We start from the raw sequence: 19,618 nt of genomic DNA, 5'->3' as shown, positions 1-19,618 counted from the left end.
ACTGTGGTCCCGTTCCTGTCGTCGGGGGACGGCCGACATCGGTGCGTCCGGAAGGGAAACCGTGGACGCACCCCGAGTCGCCGTCGTCCTCGTGGGCCAGAACCCCACCCCCGCCCTCCTCTCCTCGCTGACCCTCCCGGTCGACCAACTGCTCCTGGTCTGTAGCGAGGGAACCCTGCCCGTGGCCCGCCGTGTCGCCGACGCGGTCGGCCGCATCGCCCGGGAACGGTCCGTGCGCGTCCTCAGCGTGGGCCCGGACCCGCACGACCCCGCCTCCGTCACCGGTCTCCTGGACACCGTCAGCCGTGCGCTCGGCCAGCGCCCCTGGTACCTCGACTACACGGGCGGCACGAAGGTGATGAGCGTGGCCGCCGCGCTGCACCACGAACGGTCGCTCCCGCCGCACGCCCGCGCCTGGCGGTTCTACCTGGACTCCCACAGCGACCTGCTCCGCAGCGCCGACTCCGCCCGCCCGGACCATCCGGTGAGCTGTCAGGGGGTCGACCTGCGGACCCTGGCCGGGGTGCACGGCGCCCAGTGGGTGAGCGACCGCGACCCCGCGCCGCTGCGCCGCTTCCTGCGCGGAGGGGACGCCGCCCTCGCGGACGCCCATCCGAACCTGCCCGAGAGCGAACGCAACGGGATCGCGGCCGAGGCGCGTGTCCTCTCCCACCTGCGCGGCCTGCTGGGCGGGCGGCCCGACAGCGAGGTGCTCGGCTCCCGTCGCGTGGCCGACCCCTACCGCCCCGGCGGGTCCGTCGCGGACTTCGACATCCTGGTACGCCACCGTCACCGGGTGCTGTGCGTGGAGGCCAAGACCCGGGCCGAGGACGTGGTGGCCCGCGCGGGCTGGACCGTGGCCAAGGCCCGCCGGGTCTTCGGCGGGGCCACCCTCGTCCTCTTCGTCTACTCCGGCCCCGTCGTCGAGGACCTGCGCGAACGGGTCACCGCCTACAACCCGGCGCTCACCGGCCGCAACGTCCACGTCTGGAACCTGGACGACCTGACCGAACGCGTCAGCACCTTCGCTGCCCTACGGGACGCCTTCTTCCCGAGCCTGGCCGACGCGCCCCCACCGCCCGCGGTCCCCGCCGTGCTCCCGAAGGCCGTCCCGCCCGCCACCGCCGAGGGTGACGGCCCGGACCGCCCCGACCCGCCCGAACCCCCCGCCCGGCACCCCGGCCCCAGGGACGGGCCACTCCTGGTCACACCTCTGGGCGGCAGCCGACTGGGCGCCCTCGCCGCACTGCACGCGCACCGCCCCTCCCGCGCCCTGGTCCTCCCCTCGCGCCAGAGCCTGCGGGCCCGGGTACGGGAGGCCGCCGCCGGGGCGCTGCGCGCCGCCGAACGCCCGGACGCGGCCCCGGCCGACGCGGACACACTGCGCTCCGAGGGCTACCGCGACCGGGTCCGGCTGCCCGCCCACCCGGTGGACGGCTACGACTCGGGAGCGGTCCAGCGGGCCGTCCAGGAGTGGATCGCACGCGAACGGAAGGGCGACCAACCGGTGGTCGTCGACATCACCACGGGGACCAAGGCGATGAGCCTCGGACTGGCCAGGGCCGCCCGGCACGGCGGCGCCTGCGCGACCTACCAACTGCCCCGGGACCGGGCCGTGGTGTGCCTGACCCACGGCCGGCGGGAGCTGGAGGGCCGTGCCCGGATCGACTGGTCGCTGGTGCTGTCCGGGTACGCGCCCCTCACCGTGCCCCTGGCGGAGGTGGTCACCGGTCCCGCCCGCGACCAGGTGGACGTGGAACTGCTCGACCTGGCCGCCACGGCGCTCGGGGCGGCCGCCTCGGGCACGACCGGCGTGTGGTGGGACGTCTCCCTGGCCGACGAGGAGGGGTTCCTCACCGCGCAGGAACGGCCCGGCCTGGTCCTGACCTTCGACGACCGCGCCGTCGGACTGGCCGCACCGGCGCGCAGGCGGCGTCGCACGGCCGACGGCCCCCTGCGCGACGTGAGCCCGGGGGCGTGGGCCCAGAGCGTGTTCGCGGCCACCACCCACCTGAACGTGCGCTGTGACGTCGCGGGCACCGTGGTGGCCCTGACCCGGCCCGGCCGGGACGTGAGCCGGGCCGGTGAACTGGTGGACTGGATCGCCCAGCCCGCACCGGACCGGGCCCCGGGCCTGCGCTTCGGGGATCCCCTGTACCCGCTCGTCGTCGAGGTCGACCCGGAGAACGGAGCCGACTCGTCCGGAACCCTCACCACGGACGCGAGCAGGCTCTGAGACCGGAGTGATCCACGTCCCTTTCCGGAACCGGTGCCCCGTTCGCGGTGTCCCAACCGGTGCCCCAGGATGGGGTCGCGGCCGTCCGGCCGCGCGTGGAGCGGAACGGCGGGGCGGGCGAGGCATGAGGATCACCAGGGGTCGTGTTCGGGGGAGTGCGCTGGGAGGCGTGCTCGTCCTCCTGCTCGCCGGGTGCACCGCACCGGACGACGGGGGAGCCCCGGCGGCCGGGCCGGAGGGCGTCGACTGGGCGCCCTGCCTGAGCCAGGAGGAGCTGGAGGAGGCGCCCGAGTGGGACGGTGACCCCGAGTGGCTGGAGACCCTGGAGTGCGGGACCCTCACCGTGCCCCTCGACCACGCCGACCCCGACGGTGACACCGTGGACCTCGCCCTCGCCCGGCGGCCCGCCAGCGGCGACGCGGACCAGCGGATCGGCTCTCTGGTGGTCAACCCCGGCGGCCCGGGCGAGTCCGGGGTCACGATGCTCGACCACCCCCTCTTCGACGACGAGGTCCAGGACGCCTTCGACCTGGTCGGCTTCGACCCGCGCGGAGTGGGCGACAGCGAGGGCTTCGCCTGCGGCGACTGGTTCGCGATGGACGACGCCCGCCAGGCCGTGGCCGACGCCGGGGACGTCACCGACGCCGACCTGACCGGCCTGGAGGAGTCCGCCCGCGCCTACGCCGACTCCTGCGCGGAGACCGTGGGAGAGGAGTTCCTCGCCAACATGGGGACCGTGAACGTGGTCCGCGACCTCGACCTGATCCGGGACGCCCTGGGTGACGAGCGGCTCAGCTATGTGGGCTTCTCCTACGGCACCTACATCGGGGCCCTGTACGCGGAGATGTTCCCTGAGAACACCCGCGCCCTCGTGCTGGACGGAGCCGTCGAGACCGAGCGTCCCAACGTGGAGGTCGCCGCCGACCAGGCCGAGGCCTTCCAGGGCGCCTGGGACCTGTTCGTGGACGAGTGCGCCTACGCCGCCCGTTGCCCGTTCGACGGCACGGCCACCGCCGACGCCCGCATGGGTGAGCTCCTCGAACGCCTCGACGCGGACCCGCCCACGGTCCGGGGGTGGACCGTGGACGGTGACACCCTGCTGACCATGGTGAGCCTCCAGCTCTATGACGAGGGCACCTGGCCCGAGCTGGCGGAGGTCCTCGCCGCGCTCGACGAGGACGTCGACGGCGCCGGACCCCAGTTGGAACGGCTCTACGACGACACCTTCGGCCAGGAAGAGGAGGGGACCGACGACCCCGAGTCCTCCGACGACCCGGAGTCCGCCGAGGAGCCGGGGGTCTTCGAGGACACCGAGGCCGCCCTGACCGCCGTCAACTGCGCGGACCGCGCCGACCCGACCGACGCCGACGTCTACCGGGACGCGGCCCAGCGCGCGTCGGCGGCCTCCCCGTACTTCGGTGCCGACCTCGTCTGGGAACAGCTGCCGTGCGCCTACTGGGTCGACACCGAGGAGGCGCCCACCGGCTTCTCCGCCCCCGACGCCCCGCCGATCATCGTGGTCGGCACGCTCGGTGACCCGGCCACCCCCTACACCTGGGCCGAGGAACTGACCGACCAGTTGGACACCGCGACCCTGGTCACCTACGAGGGCGCGGGCCACACCGCCTACGGCTACGGCATGGAGTGCGTGGACGGCCCGGTGGACGCCTACCTGCTGGACGGGGTGGTCCCGGAGCCGGGGCTGTCCTGCCCCGCCTGGTAAAACCCGACAGGACGGACTGTTTACCCGCCCTCCGGGATGTTCTGCCCGGATCCACCACCGAACGCTCGGAGGATGGAGCCCGGTGGCGGAGGACTCTGTGCGGGGGCGGGTGTTCGGGTGCGCGGCACGGGCGGGCGGGCTCTGAGGGTCGCGGGAGCGGCGTTGGCACTGGTCGTGACGGCGGGCTTCGCCCCCCTCGACGAGCAGGACCACGCACGCTCCTTCTACGGTCAGCACGTCGACTGGCGGCCGTGCCTGTCCCCTGAGGAACTGGCCGAGGCCGAACCGGTCGAGGGCGACCCCGACTGGAGGGCGCGGCTGGAGTGCGGCACCGTCACCGTCCCCGTCGACCACGGTGACCCCGGCGGAGCGACCATCGAGACCGCCGTGGTGCGGCACCCCGCCCAGGGTCCGGCCGACCAGTACCGGGGCTCCCTGGTGTTCAACTTCGGCGGCCCCGGCCGCGCGGGCGTGGCCCGGTTCGAGTCCGGGCCCCTCGCGCTCAGCAGGCGGGTCCGTGACTCCTTCGACCTCGTCTCCTTCGACCCGCGCGGCGTGGGGGAGAGCGCCGGGTTCACCTGTCCGGCGTGGGACGCCATGGAACGGCCGTTGGAGGAGGTCGCGGCTGCCGACGCGGTGGACCACGACCTGCTCAGGGACCTCGAACGGGCCGCGCGGAGGTTCAGGTGGAGCTGCGAGGAGGAGGTCGGGACGGACTTCCTCGCCAACATGGGGACGGTGAACGTGGTCCGGGACCTCGACCTGATCCGGGACGCCCTGGGTGACGAGCGGCTCAGCTACGTGGGTTTCTCCTACGGCACCTACATCGGGGCCCTGTACGCGGAGATGTTCCCCGAGAACACCCGCGCCCTCGTGCTGGACGGGGCCCTCCAGACCCAGCGCGGCGTGATCGCGGACGGCGTGGAGCAGGGTCAGGGAGCGCAGACCGCCTGGGAGTCCTTCGTGTCCTACTGCCTGGACCGGGCCCCGGAGTGCCCGTTCACCGGTGCGGAGGAGGCCCCGTCGGAGGCCGAGGCCCTCCTGACCGGGCTCGACGCCGAACCGGTCGTCGTCCGGGGCCACAGTGTCGGCCGCCCCGAAATGCTGGCGCTGCTCCGGGACTCCCTGAAGACCGAGCGGCAGTGGGAGAGCGTCGCACGCCTGCTGGCCCGGCTCGGACCCGGCGAGCGGGACCCCTTCGTCCAGGCCTACCTGGGGAGCCACGTCACCCGGCGGGACGACTCGGGCGCGACGGAGTCCGCCTTCACGGCGGTGCAGTGCGCCGACCACACCCGCCCCGGAGACGTCCACGCGTTCCAGGAGGGCGCCCGGCGCGCGGCGAAGGTGTCGCCGTTCTTCGGCGGTGACGAGGTCTGGTCCTTCCTGCCCTGCGCCTCCTGGCCGGACACCGAACTCGCGCCCGGCGACCTGAGCGCTCTCCTCGCACCACCGATCCTGGTCGTCGGCACCCGCCACGACCCCGCCACCCCGTACGTGTGGGCCGAGGAGCTGGCCGACCAGCTGGCCACCGCCACCCTGTTCACCTACGAGGGAGGCGGCCACACCGCCTACACGGGTGGACGCCCCTGCGTGGACGGCGTCGTGGACGCCTACCTCCTGGACGGTGTGGTCCCCGCCGACGGCGCCTCCTGCCCCGGGGAACTCTGAACGGACCTCTCCCTCCCGGGGAGGACCCGGTTCCCCCGAGCGGGGGAGGTGGGGCCGTGCCGAGCCGAGCAGACTCGTGTCACGAGGACGTCGGTGCGGAAGAGGGAGCGGTCATGGTGGAGCGGACGGAGAGTGGGTCGGCCCGGGCCCGGAACGGCGCGGTGAGGGCCGAACGCGGTCCGGAGCGGACCGCACCGGCGTGGCTCGGCCGTGCGGCCGCCGGTGCGCTCCTGGTGCTCGGGGTCGCGCACCTCGTGGTCACCGGCTGGCTGGCGGCCGACGCCGACCGAGCGATCGGGCCCGGCTACCTGGTCTGGATGGTCGGACCGCTGGTGGTCACGCTGGGCACGGCCGTCGCGGCGCTGGCCCTCGTGCGCCCCGGAGCGCCGCGCTGGCTGGGCTGGGTCACCGGAACGGCGGCGGTGCTGTGCTTCCTGCTCACCCTGCTCGGGTTCTCGTCCCTGGCCTTCGGCGCCAGTCCGGTATCACTCTTCCTGGGCCCCGGGCCGTACGCGCTTCCCGGCACGGTGTTCCTCACCGCCCTCACTCTCAGGGCGTGGGGGGCACGGCGGGCACCTGCGACTCCGTGAGGTCCCGCGCGGCCTCGCGGTACCGGCCGGGGGACCAGCCGAACTCGCGCTTGAACGCGTTGGCGAAGGCGAACTGGGACGAGTAGCCCACGCGGGTCGCCACCGAACTGATCGGCGCGTCCTCCTCACGCAGCAGCCGGGCGGCCGTGGTCAGCCGCCACCACGTGACGTAGGCCAGCGGAGACTGGTTCACCAGGGACGTGAACCTGCGGGAGAAGGCGGCGCGGGAGAGCCCGGCGCGTTCGCCCAGTTCCGCAACGCTCCAGGGGTGGGCGGGGTCGCGGTGCACGGCCTGGATCGCGGCGTGCACCCCGGGGTCGCGCAGCGCGCCCGCGAAACCGCAGCCCGCGCCCTCGTGCCCCTGCCAGAGCTCCTCCACGTAGGTGCGCAGGATGTACACGACCAGCATGTCCAACAGGTGCGGGATCAGCGTGTCGCCACCGGGCCGGTTCGCGCCCAGCTCCCGGCCCAACAGCCCCACGGCCAGGGGGAGCTCGGACCCGCGGCCGACCTTCGCGGGCACGTGCACCACGGAGGGGAGCTCGGCCAACAGCGGATGCGGAGTCGACGCGCTGGCGTCGTAGGAGCCGCCCACCGTGACGCAACTGGGTTCGCCGTCTCCGTCCCCGACCGTGGTGGCCCCGAACGCGGGCCCGGGCGGCATCTCCTTGGGGCGGGCCCATCCCCGCGAACACACCAGGGTGGGCACTGGCTCCGCGCCCGTCACCGCGTCACGCAGGGCGCGGGAGCAGTCCACACCGCCCTCGGCCGCGGGGGAGCTGCTCAGCAGGTGCTCTCGGCCGCGCGGCAGGAAGAGGACGTCGCCCAGGCCCAGCTGCAGGGGCTCCGCGCCCTCCGTCAGGAGCCACGTGGACCCCTGCAGCACCACCATGAACTTGGCGCCGGGAATCTCCGGGAACCGCGTGGCGTAGGGGGCGTGCCATTCGATCCGCGCCGAACGGGGCTGACCGGTGCGAACGGTCGAGATGACGTCGCTCAGTACATCCATGGCGTCATCGTACCCAGCAGTGGACGATCGCGTATAGATCAGAGTGGATCACGCATAGGAAGTCTCGCTCTCCCTGCGTAGGTTCGACACGTACCCCATCGCACCAGGGAAAGAGCCATGACCCGGAACCTGACCGAAACCCGAACCCCCGTCCGTCCGACCTGGAAGCCGCGCCTGACGGCCGTGCTCGTGGTCACCGCCGTCAACACCCTCCTCGCCCTCGCCGCGCCGCTGCTGGGCGCGGACCTGGTGGTCGCGCCCAGGGGGCAGGAGCCCGGGGCCCTCGCGTGGCCCGCCTTCACGCTCTTCACGGCCGTGTTCGCCCTGCTCGGATGGGGCGTGCTCGCCCTGGCCGAGCGCTTCCTGGGCCGACGCGGCCTCTTCGTGTGGACGGTCGTCGCGGTCCTCGTCACCGTGGCGATGTTCCTGCCGCCGCTCACCGTGGGGGCGACCGTCGCGACCGTCGTCGTCCTGCAGCTCTCGCACCTGGTGGTCGCCGCCGTCATCCCGGTGTACTGGCGGACCTCGCGGACCTGACGCTCGCGTCGACACGCCACGGACTCCTCTGATGAGGTCCGCCCAGCCTCATCAGAGGAGGCGGGGCCTGTCCGACGAGCGACCCGAGATCGCATCTCCCGCACTGGGTGACGGACGTGCCCGCGGCGGTGCGCCGGTACACCGAGGCGGGGTTCCCCGCCCACGCCAACGAGCCCTTCGACGGGTTCCGCAACGGGGCCTGGCGGCTGGACGAGCGCTACGTCGAGATCCTCACCGTCCTCGACGAGACCGCCTACGGGACCGGGGTCTTCAGCCGCGCCCTGAAGGTGTTGCGCCCCGCCATCGAGGACGTCTCCGCCCGTGGTCGTGGGGCGATGACCTTCGCGGTCAACGTCACGGACGCGGCCGCCTCGGCCCAGCGCCTCCGCCTCCAGGGACACCGAGTGGAGGAGGTCGTGGCCGCTCCCGAGGGCCGCGACGTGAGCTTCCGCGAGGTCTTCCTCCCCGATGCCCCCTTCTGGGCGCCCTTCCTCATCACCTACGATCCGCCCCGGGAGCAGATCTTCACCGAGTACGTCCAGGGCCGCTTCGACCCGGGCCACCACGACCTCCGGGCGATCGTCATCCAGACCGCCGACCCGGAGTTCTCCGCCCGTTGGCTGGCCACCCTCCTGGGAGTCCCGTCCCAGGGCACCGAGGTCCCGCTCCCCGGCGGCCACGTCTGCTTCGAGGAGGGTCCCGAGGACCGCATCGTCGCCGTCGTCACCACGGGCCCCGAAGCCGAGATCGAGGGCCTGGAGTTCCGCAGCACCTGAAGCGCCCGTCTTCCGGAGGCTCCAGAACCCCTCGGGGAGCCTCCGTATGGGATGTGAGCGCCGCCGACGGTGTCGCTCACACCGAGTCTGTTCGGTGGTCGGGCCCCGGGCTGCGAGACCCTGTTGTCTCCTACGTTCCGTTGGGGAGCCCTGACCAGGCGTGAAGCAAGCGAGGTCGCGGCGTGTGCAGTCTCCGCGAAAATCGCGGTGTGAAGCGTTCTCGGGTTTGGTTTACCAGTTTCGTGGCCGGATGCGGCCAGATCTGATTACCGCATGTCAAAGCTGGTTCCCGGTTCCACATTCTCGTGGTGAGGACTCCGAACGATTGTGGATCGATGTAAGTGCTGGTTAAAGTCCTGCCTTGATCCCAGGTGCGAGGGTTGTCCCCGGGTTCTCACATCCCCTTGACATGAACGGCAATCCCATGCGTCGCCCCTGGACCCGTGCGACGGCGGTCTCGACCGCCACTGCTCTGCTCCTGACCTTGACCATCGCTCCTCCAGTGGCGGCGCAGCCGCGCTCACCGGACCCCGACAGCTCCGAAGAGCAACAGGAGTTCGACGCGCTGGCCCTGGCGGAGCAGACGGGTGAACCGGTCGAGATCCCCGGGCTGACCGACGAGAAGACCCAGCACTTCGCCAACCCCGACGGCTCACTCACCGCCGAGATCTCCACGATCCCCCAGCGAGTGCGCTCCGACGAGGGCTGGGTGGACGTGGACACGACCCTGGTCAAGGCTGAGGACGGCGCGGTGCGTCCACGGGCCGCGGGCATGGACATCGCCTTCTCCGGCGGTGGCGACGACGCGATGGCCCACATCGGCATCGGTTCCAACAACGTCGCCCTGGGCTGGATCGACGACCTCCCCGAACCCTTCCTGGACGGGGACCAGGCCACCTACACCGACGTCCTTCGCGACGTCGACCTCGTCCTGACCGCCGGAGTCGAGGGCTTCAGCCAGGTCCTGGTCGTCCACACCCCCGAAGCCGCCCAGCTCCCCGAACTCACCGAGATCGCACTCCCGTTGCGCACCACCGGAGTGACCATGACAGCCGACGAGCACGGCAACCTCGACGCCACGGGCGACGCCGGCGGTCAGAGCGTGTTCTCCGCCCAGGCCCCGGCCATGTGGGACTCCACGGGCGAAGCCCACGAAGACGAGGACCCCACGGTGTCCGCGCCCTCGGGCGCGCGTGTGCTGACGGTCCCGACCTCGGTCGAGGTCGACAGCATCCGTCTCCTCCCGGACCAGGGGATGCTGGTGGACGAGGCCACCGAGTTCCCGGTCTACATCGACCCCTCCGTGAGCGCCAGCCGCCCCAACTGGGCCTACGTCGACTCCGCGTTCCCCGGCCAGGCCTACTACAACCCCAAGGTCGACGACGTGGGCATCGGCCGGGTCGAATGGGACCGGCCCTACACCCGACGCGCGTTCTTCCAGTTCACCGTGATGGCCAGGACGAACCATCCCAACACCATCATCAACTCGGCCACGCTGCGGACCGAGATCGAGTGGGGCTGGGACTGCACCAGCAACGCCCACATCCAACTGCACCGCACCGACGCCTTCACCAACAAGACCACCTGGAGCAACCAACCCACCACCCGCACCCTCCAGGACACCCAGAACGTACGCGGTGGCTGGGCGACCTGCCCCAAGAGCAGCGGTGTGGAGTTCGACGCCACCAACGCCTACCGCTGGGGCGTGAACAACAACGCCTCCCACATCCGGCTCCGGCTCAAGGAACGCGACGAGAGAGGCACGACCGCCTGGCGAAGGGTCAACACCAAGAGCAAGCCCCCGGTGCTGGTGGTGAACTACAACCACCCGCCGGAGAAGCCGGTGACCTCCACGATCTCCGACTCCCTGGGCGGCACCTGCCAGACCGACCGATCCGCTCCCCGGATGATCAACAACACCGAGGTCAGGTTCAACGCCCAGATCCGGGACCGAGACTCCTACTGGGTGGGTCAGCAGGTCAAGTCGCAGTTCGAGTGGAAACTCGCCGGTGTGGACGGTCGCGTCGGTACCGCTGACTCGGCCTACGTGACCGTGGGCAAGTGGTCCGGAGGCAGCTACCGTCCGGTGACCGCGAAGGACCTGCCCGAGCGCGAGTTGATCGCCTACCGGGTGCGTGGACACGACCGCTCCAACTGGGGACCGTGGTCGTCCTGGTGCTTCATCGAGGTCGACACCACCAAACCCGACTCCGGTCCCAAGGTGACCTCCACCGACTACCCGGCCGGAGACGAGCCCCATGGGTCCGTTGGACGCACCGGTGAGTTCACGTTCTCGAACAACGGCGTGGACGCGGCCACCGCTTACCACTACAGCGTCAACGACGCCAGCTGTTCGACCAAGGTCGACCTCGACGAACAGGGCGCGACCGTGACCCTGCCGATCTCCCCGCGCCGGGACGGCCCCAACCTGATCCATGCCCGCATCACCGACGCCTACGGCAACTCCTCCGAATGCGGACTGGCGTACACGTTCACCGTCGCCCCCGCCGCTGAGCCGGTCGCGCACTTCACACTGGATGAGGGTCAGGGCACGACCGCGACGGACACTGCGGACACGAGCCGTTCGGCCACGGCCTCCGGAGACGTCGCGTGGACGCGAGGTCGGGTGGGGGAGCGGACCGGCGGGAGCTACCGTCTGGAAGGTGCGGGCTTGGACACGTCCAGCGGCGAACGTCTGAGCACCCAGGGCCCGGTCGTCAGAACCGACGACGCGTTCTCGGTCTCCGCCTGGGTGCGGTTGGACGAGTCCGACCCGAGCCGCCCCTACACGGCGGTCAGTCAGGACGGTGAGCGACACGGCGGTTTCTACCTGGGCTACCAGCACACACAGGGCGGTCGGTGGATCTTCAAGCAGGCACCCTACGACGGGGACGCCACAGCGATCTCGGAAGCGGTGCGGTCCATTGAGCCCGCCCAGACCGGAGTGTGGACGCACTTGCTGGGGACTCACGACCCTGAGACCGGAGCGCTGACCCTGTACGTGGACGGTGTCAACCAGGGGTCGCACATTCAGAAGACCCCTTGGAACGCTGAGGGGCCGCTGATCATCGGCGGGGCCAAGTACCGGGGCACCTACAACGACTTCTGGCCCGGATCCATCGACGACGTGCGCGTGTGGGACCGGGTCCTGGTGGACGACTCCCTCGATGACGGCGAAGGAGCTCGCTCCGAGGTCTGGGAGCTCGCCAACCGACCCGCCGCGCTCGAGGGACGCTGGCAGCTGGACGAGACCTCGGGCACCGTGGCGACGGACACCTCCGACCACGATCTGGACGCCACCTTGGAAGGGGATCCGCTCACCGCCTGGAACCAGGCGATGAACGACGTCACCTTCGCCCCCGGCGTGAGCCTGGATCCGTCGACCCGGGAACACCTGTACACCAGTGCGCCCTCGGTACGCACGGACCGCAGCTACAGCGCCGCGGCCTGGGTGCGCCTGGACGAGGTCGGATACAACGCGGCCGCGGTGGCCCAGAACGGCACGGACCACAGCGCGTTCTACCTCAGCTACCAGCACACCTACGACTGGGACAACTGGGTGATGAAGCTTCCGCCCCAGGACCGCACCGGGGCCACCGGCTGGCACCGATCCCTGTCCGAGCACGCTCCCGAGTTCGGTAGGTGGACCCACCTGGCGGCCACCTACGACCACACCATGGGGGAGGCGACCCTCTATGTGGACGCAGTGGCCCAGGAGCCGGTGAAGGTCCCCGGTGCCTGGCACGCGAACGGACCGGTCATGATCGGCGGCTCCCAGTTCGAGAAGAGGTTCTCCGGTGCGTGGGCCGGAGACATCAGTGACGTTCACCTGTACCAGGGCGTGCTGTCCCAGGACGACATCCAGAACGTCTATGAGGGCATGATTCCGACGAGTTCTCCCTGACCACACCCACACCCCGCACCAATCCCATCCCTCGCTCACTGACCCCGGTGGCAACGACGACCACCGGGACGGAGGACTCCTGTGTCCAAGCACCCTTCCACCAGCCAAGACAACGTGCCCGAACCCGCTCCCAAGAGCCTCCGCATGCGCCGCGTATTCAGGCGAGGACTCGCCAACACGGTCGTCTTGGCAGTAGCGGCGACACTGCTCGCTGCGCCTTCTTCCCAAGCCACCCCTCAGAACTCGGAGCCAGAGGTCGAGGACGAACCCTGGATCGAGGGCAGCGAGGTCGTTGCCGCGGCCATCGAGGTGGACGACGCGGCAGACGAGGCTTCGATCGCCACGCTCGCGGAGGTGAGCTGGCCCGAAGCCCAAAGCTCTGAGCTGGTAGAGGGAGGGGATCAAGGCGAGTTGGCTGATCTCCTGTCCGCGATTCCCGACGATGCCGTGGTGGCGATTGGCGCGGTGCCAACTGAAGTCACGGATTCGTGGGAGATGCCTTTTCCCTTCGAGGAGCGTACGGAGGAATCGGCCTCTCAGGAGGAACGCCGTCTACCCCGAGAACCCGGAGGTGACGCTTCAACAGACGACAGCGATGAGGAGACCTCCGGGCAGGCAGCCGAACCGGATGAGGACACGGCCACCGAGCAGGTCCCTCCTCCTGAGGAAGCAGACGAGGACGAGGTATCCGATGACGAGGCCGAGGAGTCCGAGACCGCCGATGACCAGACTCCTCTACCGGTGGAATCAGCGCGGGTCGACCTCCTCAGCCAGGAAGAAGCCTCGGAGGCGGGGGTAGACGACGGGCTTCTCCTTGAGGTGACGCGTACGGACGGCATCGAAGCGGCCGGCCCCGTCGAGATCGTGCTCGACTACTCGGGTTTCGGCTCGGCCTTCGGTGGAGACTACGGATCAAGGCTCCGCCTCCTGGCCCTCGGCGATTGCGACAATGACCAGGAAGAGGAGTGCACTCAGGCATATGACCTGGGGTCGGTCAACGATCCGGCGACGCGGACCCTCAGCGTCATCGCACCGGCCACGTCCTCCGGCGTGAGGCTCATGGCCGCGTCCGGAGGGGACAGCGGCAACGGAGACTACAAGGCCAGTGACCTCTCGCCTTCGGCCTCCTGGGACGTGAGCCTCCAGACCGGGGACTTCGCCTGGACCTATCCACTCGAGGTTCCGGACGTCGCTGCTGACATGGCACCCGACATCGCCCTGTCCTACTCCTCCGGTTCCGTCGACGGCCGTACCGCCTCCACCAACAACCAGGCCTCCTGGATCGGTGAGGGATTCGACTACCATCCCGGATTCGTCGAACGTGCCTACATCCCCTGCGCCGAAGACGGGCAGAAGACCCCGAACAAGACCGGGGACATGTGCTGGAAGCGACAGAACGCCACTCTGTCCCTGAACGGCATGTCCAGCGAACTCCTTCAGGACTCCGACGGAACCTGGCGACTGCGCAATGACGACGGTTCCAAGGTCGAACGCCTGACCGGTGTGACCAACGGTGACAACGACGGTGAGTACTGGAAGGTCACCGTCACTGACGGCACGCAGTACTTCTTCGGCCGTAACCGCCTTCCCGGATGGTCCTCGGGCAAGCCCGAGACCAACTCCGCCTGGACCATGCCCGTCTACGGCAACGATTCCGGTGAACCCTGTAACAAGTCGAGCTTCTCCGACTCCTGGTGCCAGCAGGCCTGGCGATGGAACCTCGACTACGTCGTGGACGTGCACGGCAACGTCATGACCCTGCACTACACCAAAGAGGGAAACCACTACGGCCGCAACATGAAGGCGGACGACGCCACCCCCTACGACCGGGGCGGCTATCTGCGTCGGATCGAGTACGGCCTGACCACCGACGACGTCTTCGCCACGGCTCCGGCACGGGTGAACTTCACGGTCGCCGAGCGGTGCCTGAGCACGAGTTCCTTCGACTGCGCACCCGAAAAGCGCGAGAAGGCCAACGCCAAGCACTGGCCCGACGTCCCACTCGACCTGGACTGCAAGTCCGGGGCGAAGTGCACCGACAAGTTCTCACCGGCCATGTTCACCACCAAGCGTCTGGAGAAGGTCTCCACTCAGTTCCATGACGGATCGTCCTACTCCACGGTCGACTCCTGGAAGTTCGAGCACCTCTTTCCCGCACCGGGTGACGGAACTGACCCCACGCTCTGGTTGGACTCCATCACTCATACGGGACATGTGGGGGGCACGCTGACCCAGCCCTCCATGACGTTCGCCGGCACGCCCATGCCCAACCGAGTCGACACCAGCAGTGACGGGATCGCCCCGCTCAACAAGTGGCGTATCACCGCCGTCTACACCGAAACCGGAGGGCAGCTCGACGTCTCCTACTCCGCACCCGACTGCACTGCGGGGGCCACACCCACACCACACACCAACACCAAACGCTGCTATCCGGTCCGCTGGGTGCCGAGTGGGCGCGGTGACGACGACATCACTGACTGGTTCCACAAGTACGTCGTCACGCAGGTGGCAGAAGTGGACCTGGTCACCGACCAACCCGACGTGATTACCACCTATGACTACAGGGGTGGTGCTGGCTGGCGATACATGGAAGCGGACGGGTTCACCAAGGACGACAGGCGTACGTGGTCCCAGTGGCGCGGGTACGAAATCGTTCGGGTGATCTCCGGACTCGAGGACGAGACGCAGTCCGAGGAGGAGCACCGGTTCTTCCGAGGGATGCATGGTGATCACCTGCCCAGCGGCACGCGTAGCGCGAAGGTCACCGACACCGAGGGCGGCGAACACACCGATCACGATCGCTTCAACGGTCAGACCCTGGAGACGCTGACGCGTAACGGTCCCGGTGGGGAGGTGGTGGAGAAGGAGATCACGTTGCCCTGGAGCCGGAAGACCGGTTCCCGCGCCTACTCCTGGGGCACCGTGGAGTCCCACATGGTCGACACGGCCTCGGTCCGTAGCTACGAGCCCCTGGCCAGTGGTGGATGGCGCCAACATCGTGTCGACACCACCTTCGACGAATTCGGCCTGCCGATCGAGGTCTTCGATCGCGGTGACGTATCGGTGAAGGGAGACGAGGTCTGCGCTCGCACCACCTACAACCGCAACACCGATCTCCATCTACTGGATCTGTCATCCCGGGAGGAGCTGGTGTCCGTAGGGTGCGACACGTCTCCCGAGCGCCCCAAGGACGTGATCGGAGACATCCGGACCCACTTCGACGGGAAGGGATTCGGAACGACCCCTGTCAAGGGAGTGGAGACCGCCTCCGAACGTCTGGTCGGCTACGACGGATCCGTCCCTCGGTACCAGACCACCGAGACGTCAACCTTCGATCGGTATGGCCGCCAAGTCTCACAGACTGACGCGGAGGGTAACACCACCACTACCGAACACACCGATGTCGTGGTCGGTGGTGGTGCCACCAAGATCAGCACCACCAATCCGCTGGGTCACACTCAGACCGTCCATATGGATCCGGCGAGGGCACTCGCGATCGCCGAAGTCGATGTCAACGGCAAACGGACCGACCTGTCCTACGACCCCCTCGGACGGGTCACGGAAGTCTGGCTCGCAGACCGCGCCAAGGACCGGGTCTCCCCCAGCATGAAATTCGGATACCACCTGTCCAAGGAGGTTCCGACCTACGTCACCACGAGCACGCTCAACGCCGCAGGTGACTATGTCACGAGCTACCAGATTCACGATGGTTGGCTTCGACAGCGCCAAACTCAGAGCCCCTCCGTCGGTGGCGGGCGCCTGATCAGTGACCTACTGCACGACTCACGTGGACTCGCGGTGCAGACTCGTGCCGCCTATCCCAACGAGGAGGCACCCAGTGGAAATCTCCTCGGTGTCAACAACACCGACGAGATCCCGCGTTACACGCTCGCCGTCTACGACGGAGCGGAACGGTCCCTCGAACAGATCCACATGTCACGAGGGCAAGAGCAATACCGGACGTCGACCGAGTATGTGGGCGAACAGAAGCGGATGACTCCTCCAGAGGGGGGAACGGGCACCACCACGGTCACCGATCAGCGGGGGAACACGGTGGAGTTGCGTCATCACCACGGGCGCCAGCCCACTGGTGACTACGACGCGATCCACTACACATACACCCCCAGTCAAGAGCTGGAGACTGTTACCGACAGTGCGGGTAACGAATGGCGCTACACCTACGACATCAACGGCCGTCGCACGTCCAGTAGTGATCCGGATACAGGTACCACCACGTACACCTTCGACTCGTTGGACCGCCTGATCTCCAGCACGGACGCCCGTGATCAGACGCTGGTAACCACGTACGACGTGCTCGGACGTCAGGTGGCACTTCACGAAGAGTCCGCGGACGGGCCGCTGCGGATCGAGTGGGTATACGACACCCTGGTCAAGGGACACATCACCTCGACCATTCGCCACGACGGCGATCTCGCGTACAGCAACAGTGTGCTTTCCTACGACGACCTCTACCGTGCTATGGCGACTTCCGTCACCATTCCGGAAGGGGAGCGTGGACTGAGTGGAACCTACCGGTTCATCACCAGATACAACCCTGACGGAAGTATCCGCAACCACGTGTCCCCGGCTGCGGGCGGCCTGTTCCAGGAGAACATCAACTACACCTATGACGACCTTGGAAACGTCACTCACGTCACTGGCGACGGTTCCTACGTAACGGCTGCTGAGTACTCCAAAGTCGGCAACCTGGTGATGCGGACACTGGCGAGAACCAATAACAGCGCTACTCGCTATTGGCAGGCCTGGGACTACAGCGAGGCGACCAACCGCCTGAACGAGAGCCGGGTCGTTCCGCGGTTCGGCGAGGGATCGCTGCAGCACCTCCACTACTCCTATGACGACGCCGGAAACATTCTGTCGCTGAGGGACGAGCCCAGTGACAGCAAACGCCCAGCGGATGTGCAGTGCTACACCTACGACCACATGCGTCAACTCACCGAGGCATGGACTCCCGACGCCACCGGTCCGCAGGCCTGCGAAGCGAATCCCGCTGTGGGTGATCTTGGTGGGCCAGCACCCTACTGGCACTCCTATGCCTACGACACCATCGGCAACCGTGTCACGGAGACCCGGCGCGGGGGAGTCGGCGGCACGACCGAGCGCACCTACACGCACCCCGGCTCGGGGCAGGGCCAGTCACACACGCTCACGCAGGTCCACGAGAGCGGACCTGCGGGCGATCGGCTGGAGCACTACGGATATGACGAATCCGGCAACATGGTCTCTCGCGCCACCCCAGTCCACGAACAGGGCTTGGAGTGGGACGCCGAAGGGCTCCTGGTTCGCGTCGAAGACGCGGCGGCAGGGGTGACCACGTTCACTTACGACGCCAGTGGCGATCGGCTGATTCGTCGCGACGCCAGCGTGTCAACCCTCTATCTGCCTGGCATGGAGATCCACTACGAGCGTTCATCTCTCGTCACTCAGGCCCTGCGGTTCTACGAACACAATGGAGATCCCATTGCTGTTCGAGATGTCGACAACAATGTTTCCTGGACCTTTGCTGACCACCACGGCACCGGGCAACTGGCGGTGGAATCGGTGGGTGGACAGGTGACCCAGCGACGGTTCACGGCATTCGGCGCTGATCGTGGCACCGGAGGCGACTGGCCCAGCGAGCGCGGATTCGTCGGCGGTGTCATTGACGACTCCACCGGCTTGACGCAGATCGGGGCCAGGGCGTACGACGCAGCTCTGGGTCGCTTCATCTCACCGGATCCGATCGTTGACCTGACCGATCCGCAGCAAATGCATGGATACACCTACGCCAATAGTAATCCGGTGAGCTTCACCGACCCGGACGGGCTCTTCCTTCGAAAGACCTGGAACAAGGTGCGTCGTGCGGCAAGTCGAGTAAAGAACCGAGTACGGACATCCGTGCGCACGAGATGGAACAACTCGCGCGCACGGGTCATTCGGCAGACTATTCGGCGAACGACCATCGGGATTCAACGCCGTACGTTCAACCGGGTCGAGCGAGCGACGCGGAGGGTGCCCTTCAGGCGGCAGGCGTGGAACGCTATGTATGGGCTCACTGCTTCCGCTCAGAGAATCAATTCGAGCATGTGGGTTGCCGACGGGATATCCAGGACGATTGGACTTCCAACTCATAAGGAGACGTTCGAGAGGTTCGGAGGAGACAAGAACTCTAGATCCTTCCGGAGTGTCGAACTCGCCTTTGACGTGGGTATCGAAGTGGCAACCGGGCCCATTCCTGCGGGCAGCGCGATGCGGGCCCTGCGCAACGGTGACAAACTCAAGGATGTCTTCTCCCGGTTTCGCAGGGGCGGGAACTGCAACAGCTTCGCTGCGGGAACCCCGGTGGTGATGGCTGATGGAACCACCAAGCCGATCGAGGAGGTTCAGGTCGGTGACCAGGTGTTGGCCACCGATCCTGAGACTGGCGAAGAGGGTACTCGTGAGGTACTGGCCACGATCGTGGGGTCGGGTACCAAGACCCTCGTCGAGATCACCGTGGACACCGCTGTTCAGCTGGAGGTCACCGACGCCGGACACGGTGTGATCGATGAGGCGCTCGGTCGTCCCGGGCCGATGGTGCTGGGTGATGTCATCATCGCCACTGATGGGCACCCTTTCTGGTCCCCGGAGCTGGACGCCTGGATTGACGCGATCGACCTGGTCCCGGGCTTGTGGTTGCTTTCCTCCGAGGGCACCCTTGTCCAGGTCACCGGGGTCCAGACATGGAGTCAGTCCTCTACTGTCCACAACCTGACGGTTCAAGGAATCCACACGTACCATGTACTCGTAGGTGAGACGCCAGTCCTCGTCAGCAATTCAGGTGGACCTTGTTCCAGAGCGCTGGACGAGACCTACAAGTCAGCGAGTACACCAGCAAAGCTGGAACATGTCATTGATCCACAGAAGCATGGTTTTGACGGACTTGTTGCTCGCTCGGGAGGGCGAGAGCAGGCCATGCGGAGAATTGTGGACAGCCTGGGTGATGCAAACGACCTTCCATCGGCTGGAAGATTCGAAGTGAATCGAGTCATCGATAATGATAATGTAACCATTCGTGGTGCGGTTGTCAGGGGGGTCCCAAGAATTGGGACTGCCTTCATTCCAGATAAATTTCCTGGGGGAAATAGATGAGCCCTTTGTCGGATTCCAGGCCGCTTGCTGACGAGGAGCGATGT

9 protein-coding genes are annotated in these 19,618 nt (G+C 68.0%); 8 read left to right on the top strand and 1 reads right to left on the bottom strand.

Annotated elements, in window-relative coordinates; translation table 11 throughout:
* Nucleotides 1–61: 61 nt before the first annotated feature.
* The 4 genes from ACRWK8_RS08475 (at nt 62) to ACRWK8_RS08460 (ending at nt 6,217) form a co-directional block, all read left to right on the top strand.
* Nucleotides 62–2,236, top strand: a complete 2,175-nt coding sequence (locus tag ACRWK8_RS08475) for a CRISPR-associated protein (protein WP_431869413.1) — start codon at nt 62–64, stop codon at nt 2,234–2,236.
* Between the two features lie 124 nt (nt 2,237–2,360).
* Nucleotides 2,361–3,959, top strand: a complete 1,599-nt coding sequence (locus ACRWK8_RS08470; protein WP_431869411.1) for an alpha/beta hydrolase — start codon at nt 2,361–2,363, stop codon at nt 3,957–3,959.
* A gap of 162 nt (nt 3,960–4,121) precedes the next feature.
* Nucleotides 4,122–5,627, top strand: a complete 1,506-nt coding sequence (locus ACRWK8_RS08465) for an alpha/beta hydrolase (protein ID WP_431869409.1) — start codon at nt 4,122–4,124, stop codon at nt 5,625–5,627.
* A gap of 113 nt (nt 5,628–5,740) precedes the next feature.
* Entirely contained in the window at nt 5,741–6,217 is a 477-nt protein-coding gene (locus ACRWK8_RS08460; protein WP_431869407.1) for a hypothetical protein, read from the top strand.
* Here the strand turns inward: ACRWK8_RS08460 and ACRWK8_RS08455 are convergent.
* Nucleotides 6,177–7,226, bottom strand: a complete 1,050-nt coding sequence (locus tag ACRWK8_RS08455; protein WP_431869405.1) for an AraC family transcriptional regulator — start codon at nt 7,224–7,226, stop codon at nt 6,177–6,179. The two genes, ACRWK8_RS08460 and ACRWK8_RS08455, sit on opposite strands and share 41 nt — an antisense overlap.
* Before the next feature lie 117 nt (nt 7,227–7,343).
* Here ACRWK8_RS08455 and ACRWK8_RS08450 point away from each other — a divergent pair, with 117 nt between their 5' ends.
* From ACRWK8_RS08450 to ACRWK8_RS08435, 4 genes are all read left to right on the top strand, one after another.
* Entirely contained in the window at nt 7,344–7,763 is a 420-nt protein-coding gene (locus ACRWK8_RS08450) for a DUF6069 family protein (protein ID WP_378739229.1), read from the top strand.
* A 50-nt stretch (nt 7,764–7,813) separates the two neighbouring features.
* The gene (locus ACRWK8_RS08445; protein ID WP_431869496.1) at nt 7,814–8,539 is read left to right on the top strand and encodes a VOC family protein; all 726 of its coding nucleotides are present in this window, start codon (nt 7,814–7,816) and stop codon (nt 8,537–8,539) included.
* 409 nt (nt 8,540–8,948) lie between these two features.
* Nucleotides 8,949–12,443 (top strand): LamG-like jellyroll fold domain-containing protein, encoded by a 3,495-nt coding sequence (locus ACRWK8_RS08440; RefSeq protein WP_431869402.1) that lies wholly within the window; start codon nt 8,949–8,951, stop codon nt 12,441–12,443.
* 81 nt (nt 12,444–12,524) lie between these two features.
* Nucleotides 12,525–19,574, top strand: a complete 7,050-nt coding sequence (locus ACRWK8_RS08435; RefSeq protein ID WP_431869400.1) for an RHS repeat-associated core domain-containing protein — start codon at nt 12,525–12,527, stop codon at nt 19,572–19,574.
* Nucleotides 19,575–19,618: the final 44 nt, after the last annotated feature.

It is taken from the genome of Nocardiopsis eucommiae, from assembly GCF_965344335.1.
Classification (GTDB): Bacteria; Actinomycetota; Actinomycetes; order Streptosporangiales; family Streptosporangiaceae; genus Nocardiopsis; species Nocardiopsis eucommiae.
The sequence above is the reverse complement of the archived record's forward strand: the minus strand, read 5'-3'. Positions and strand labels throughout refer to the sequence as shown.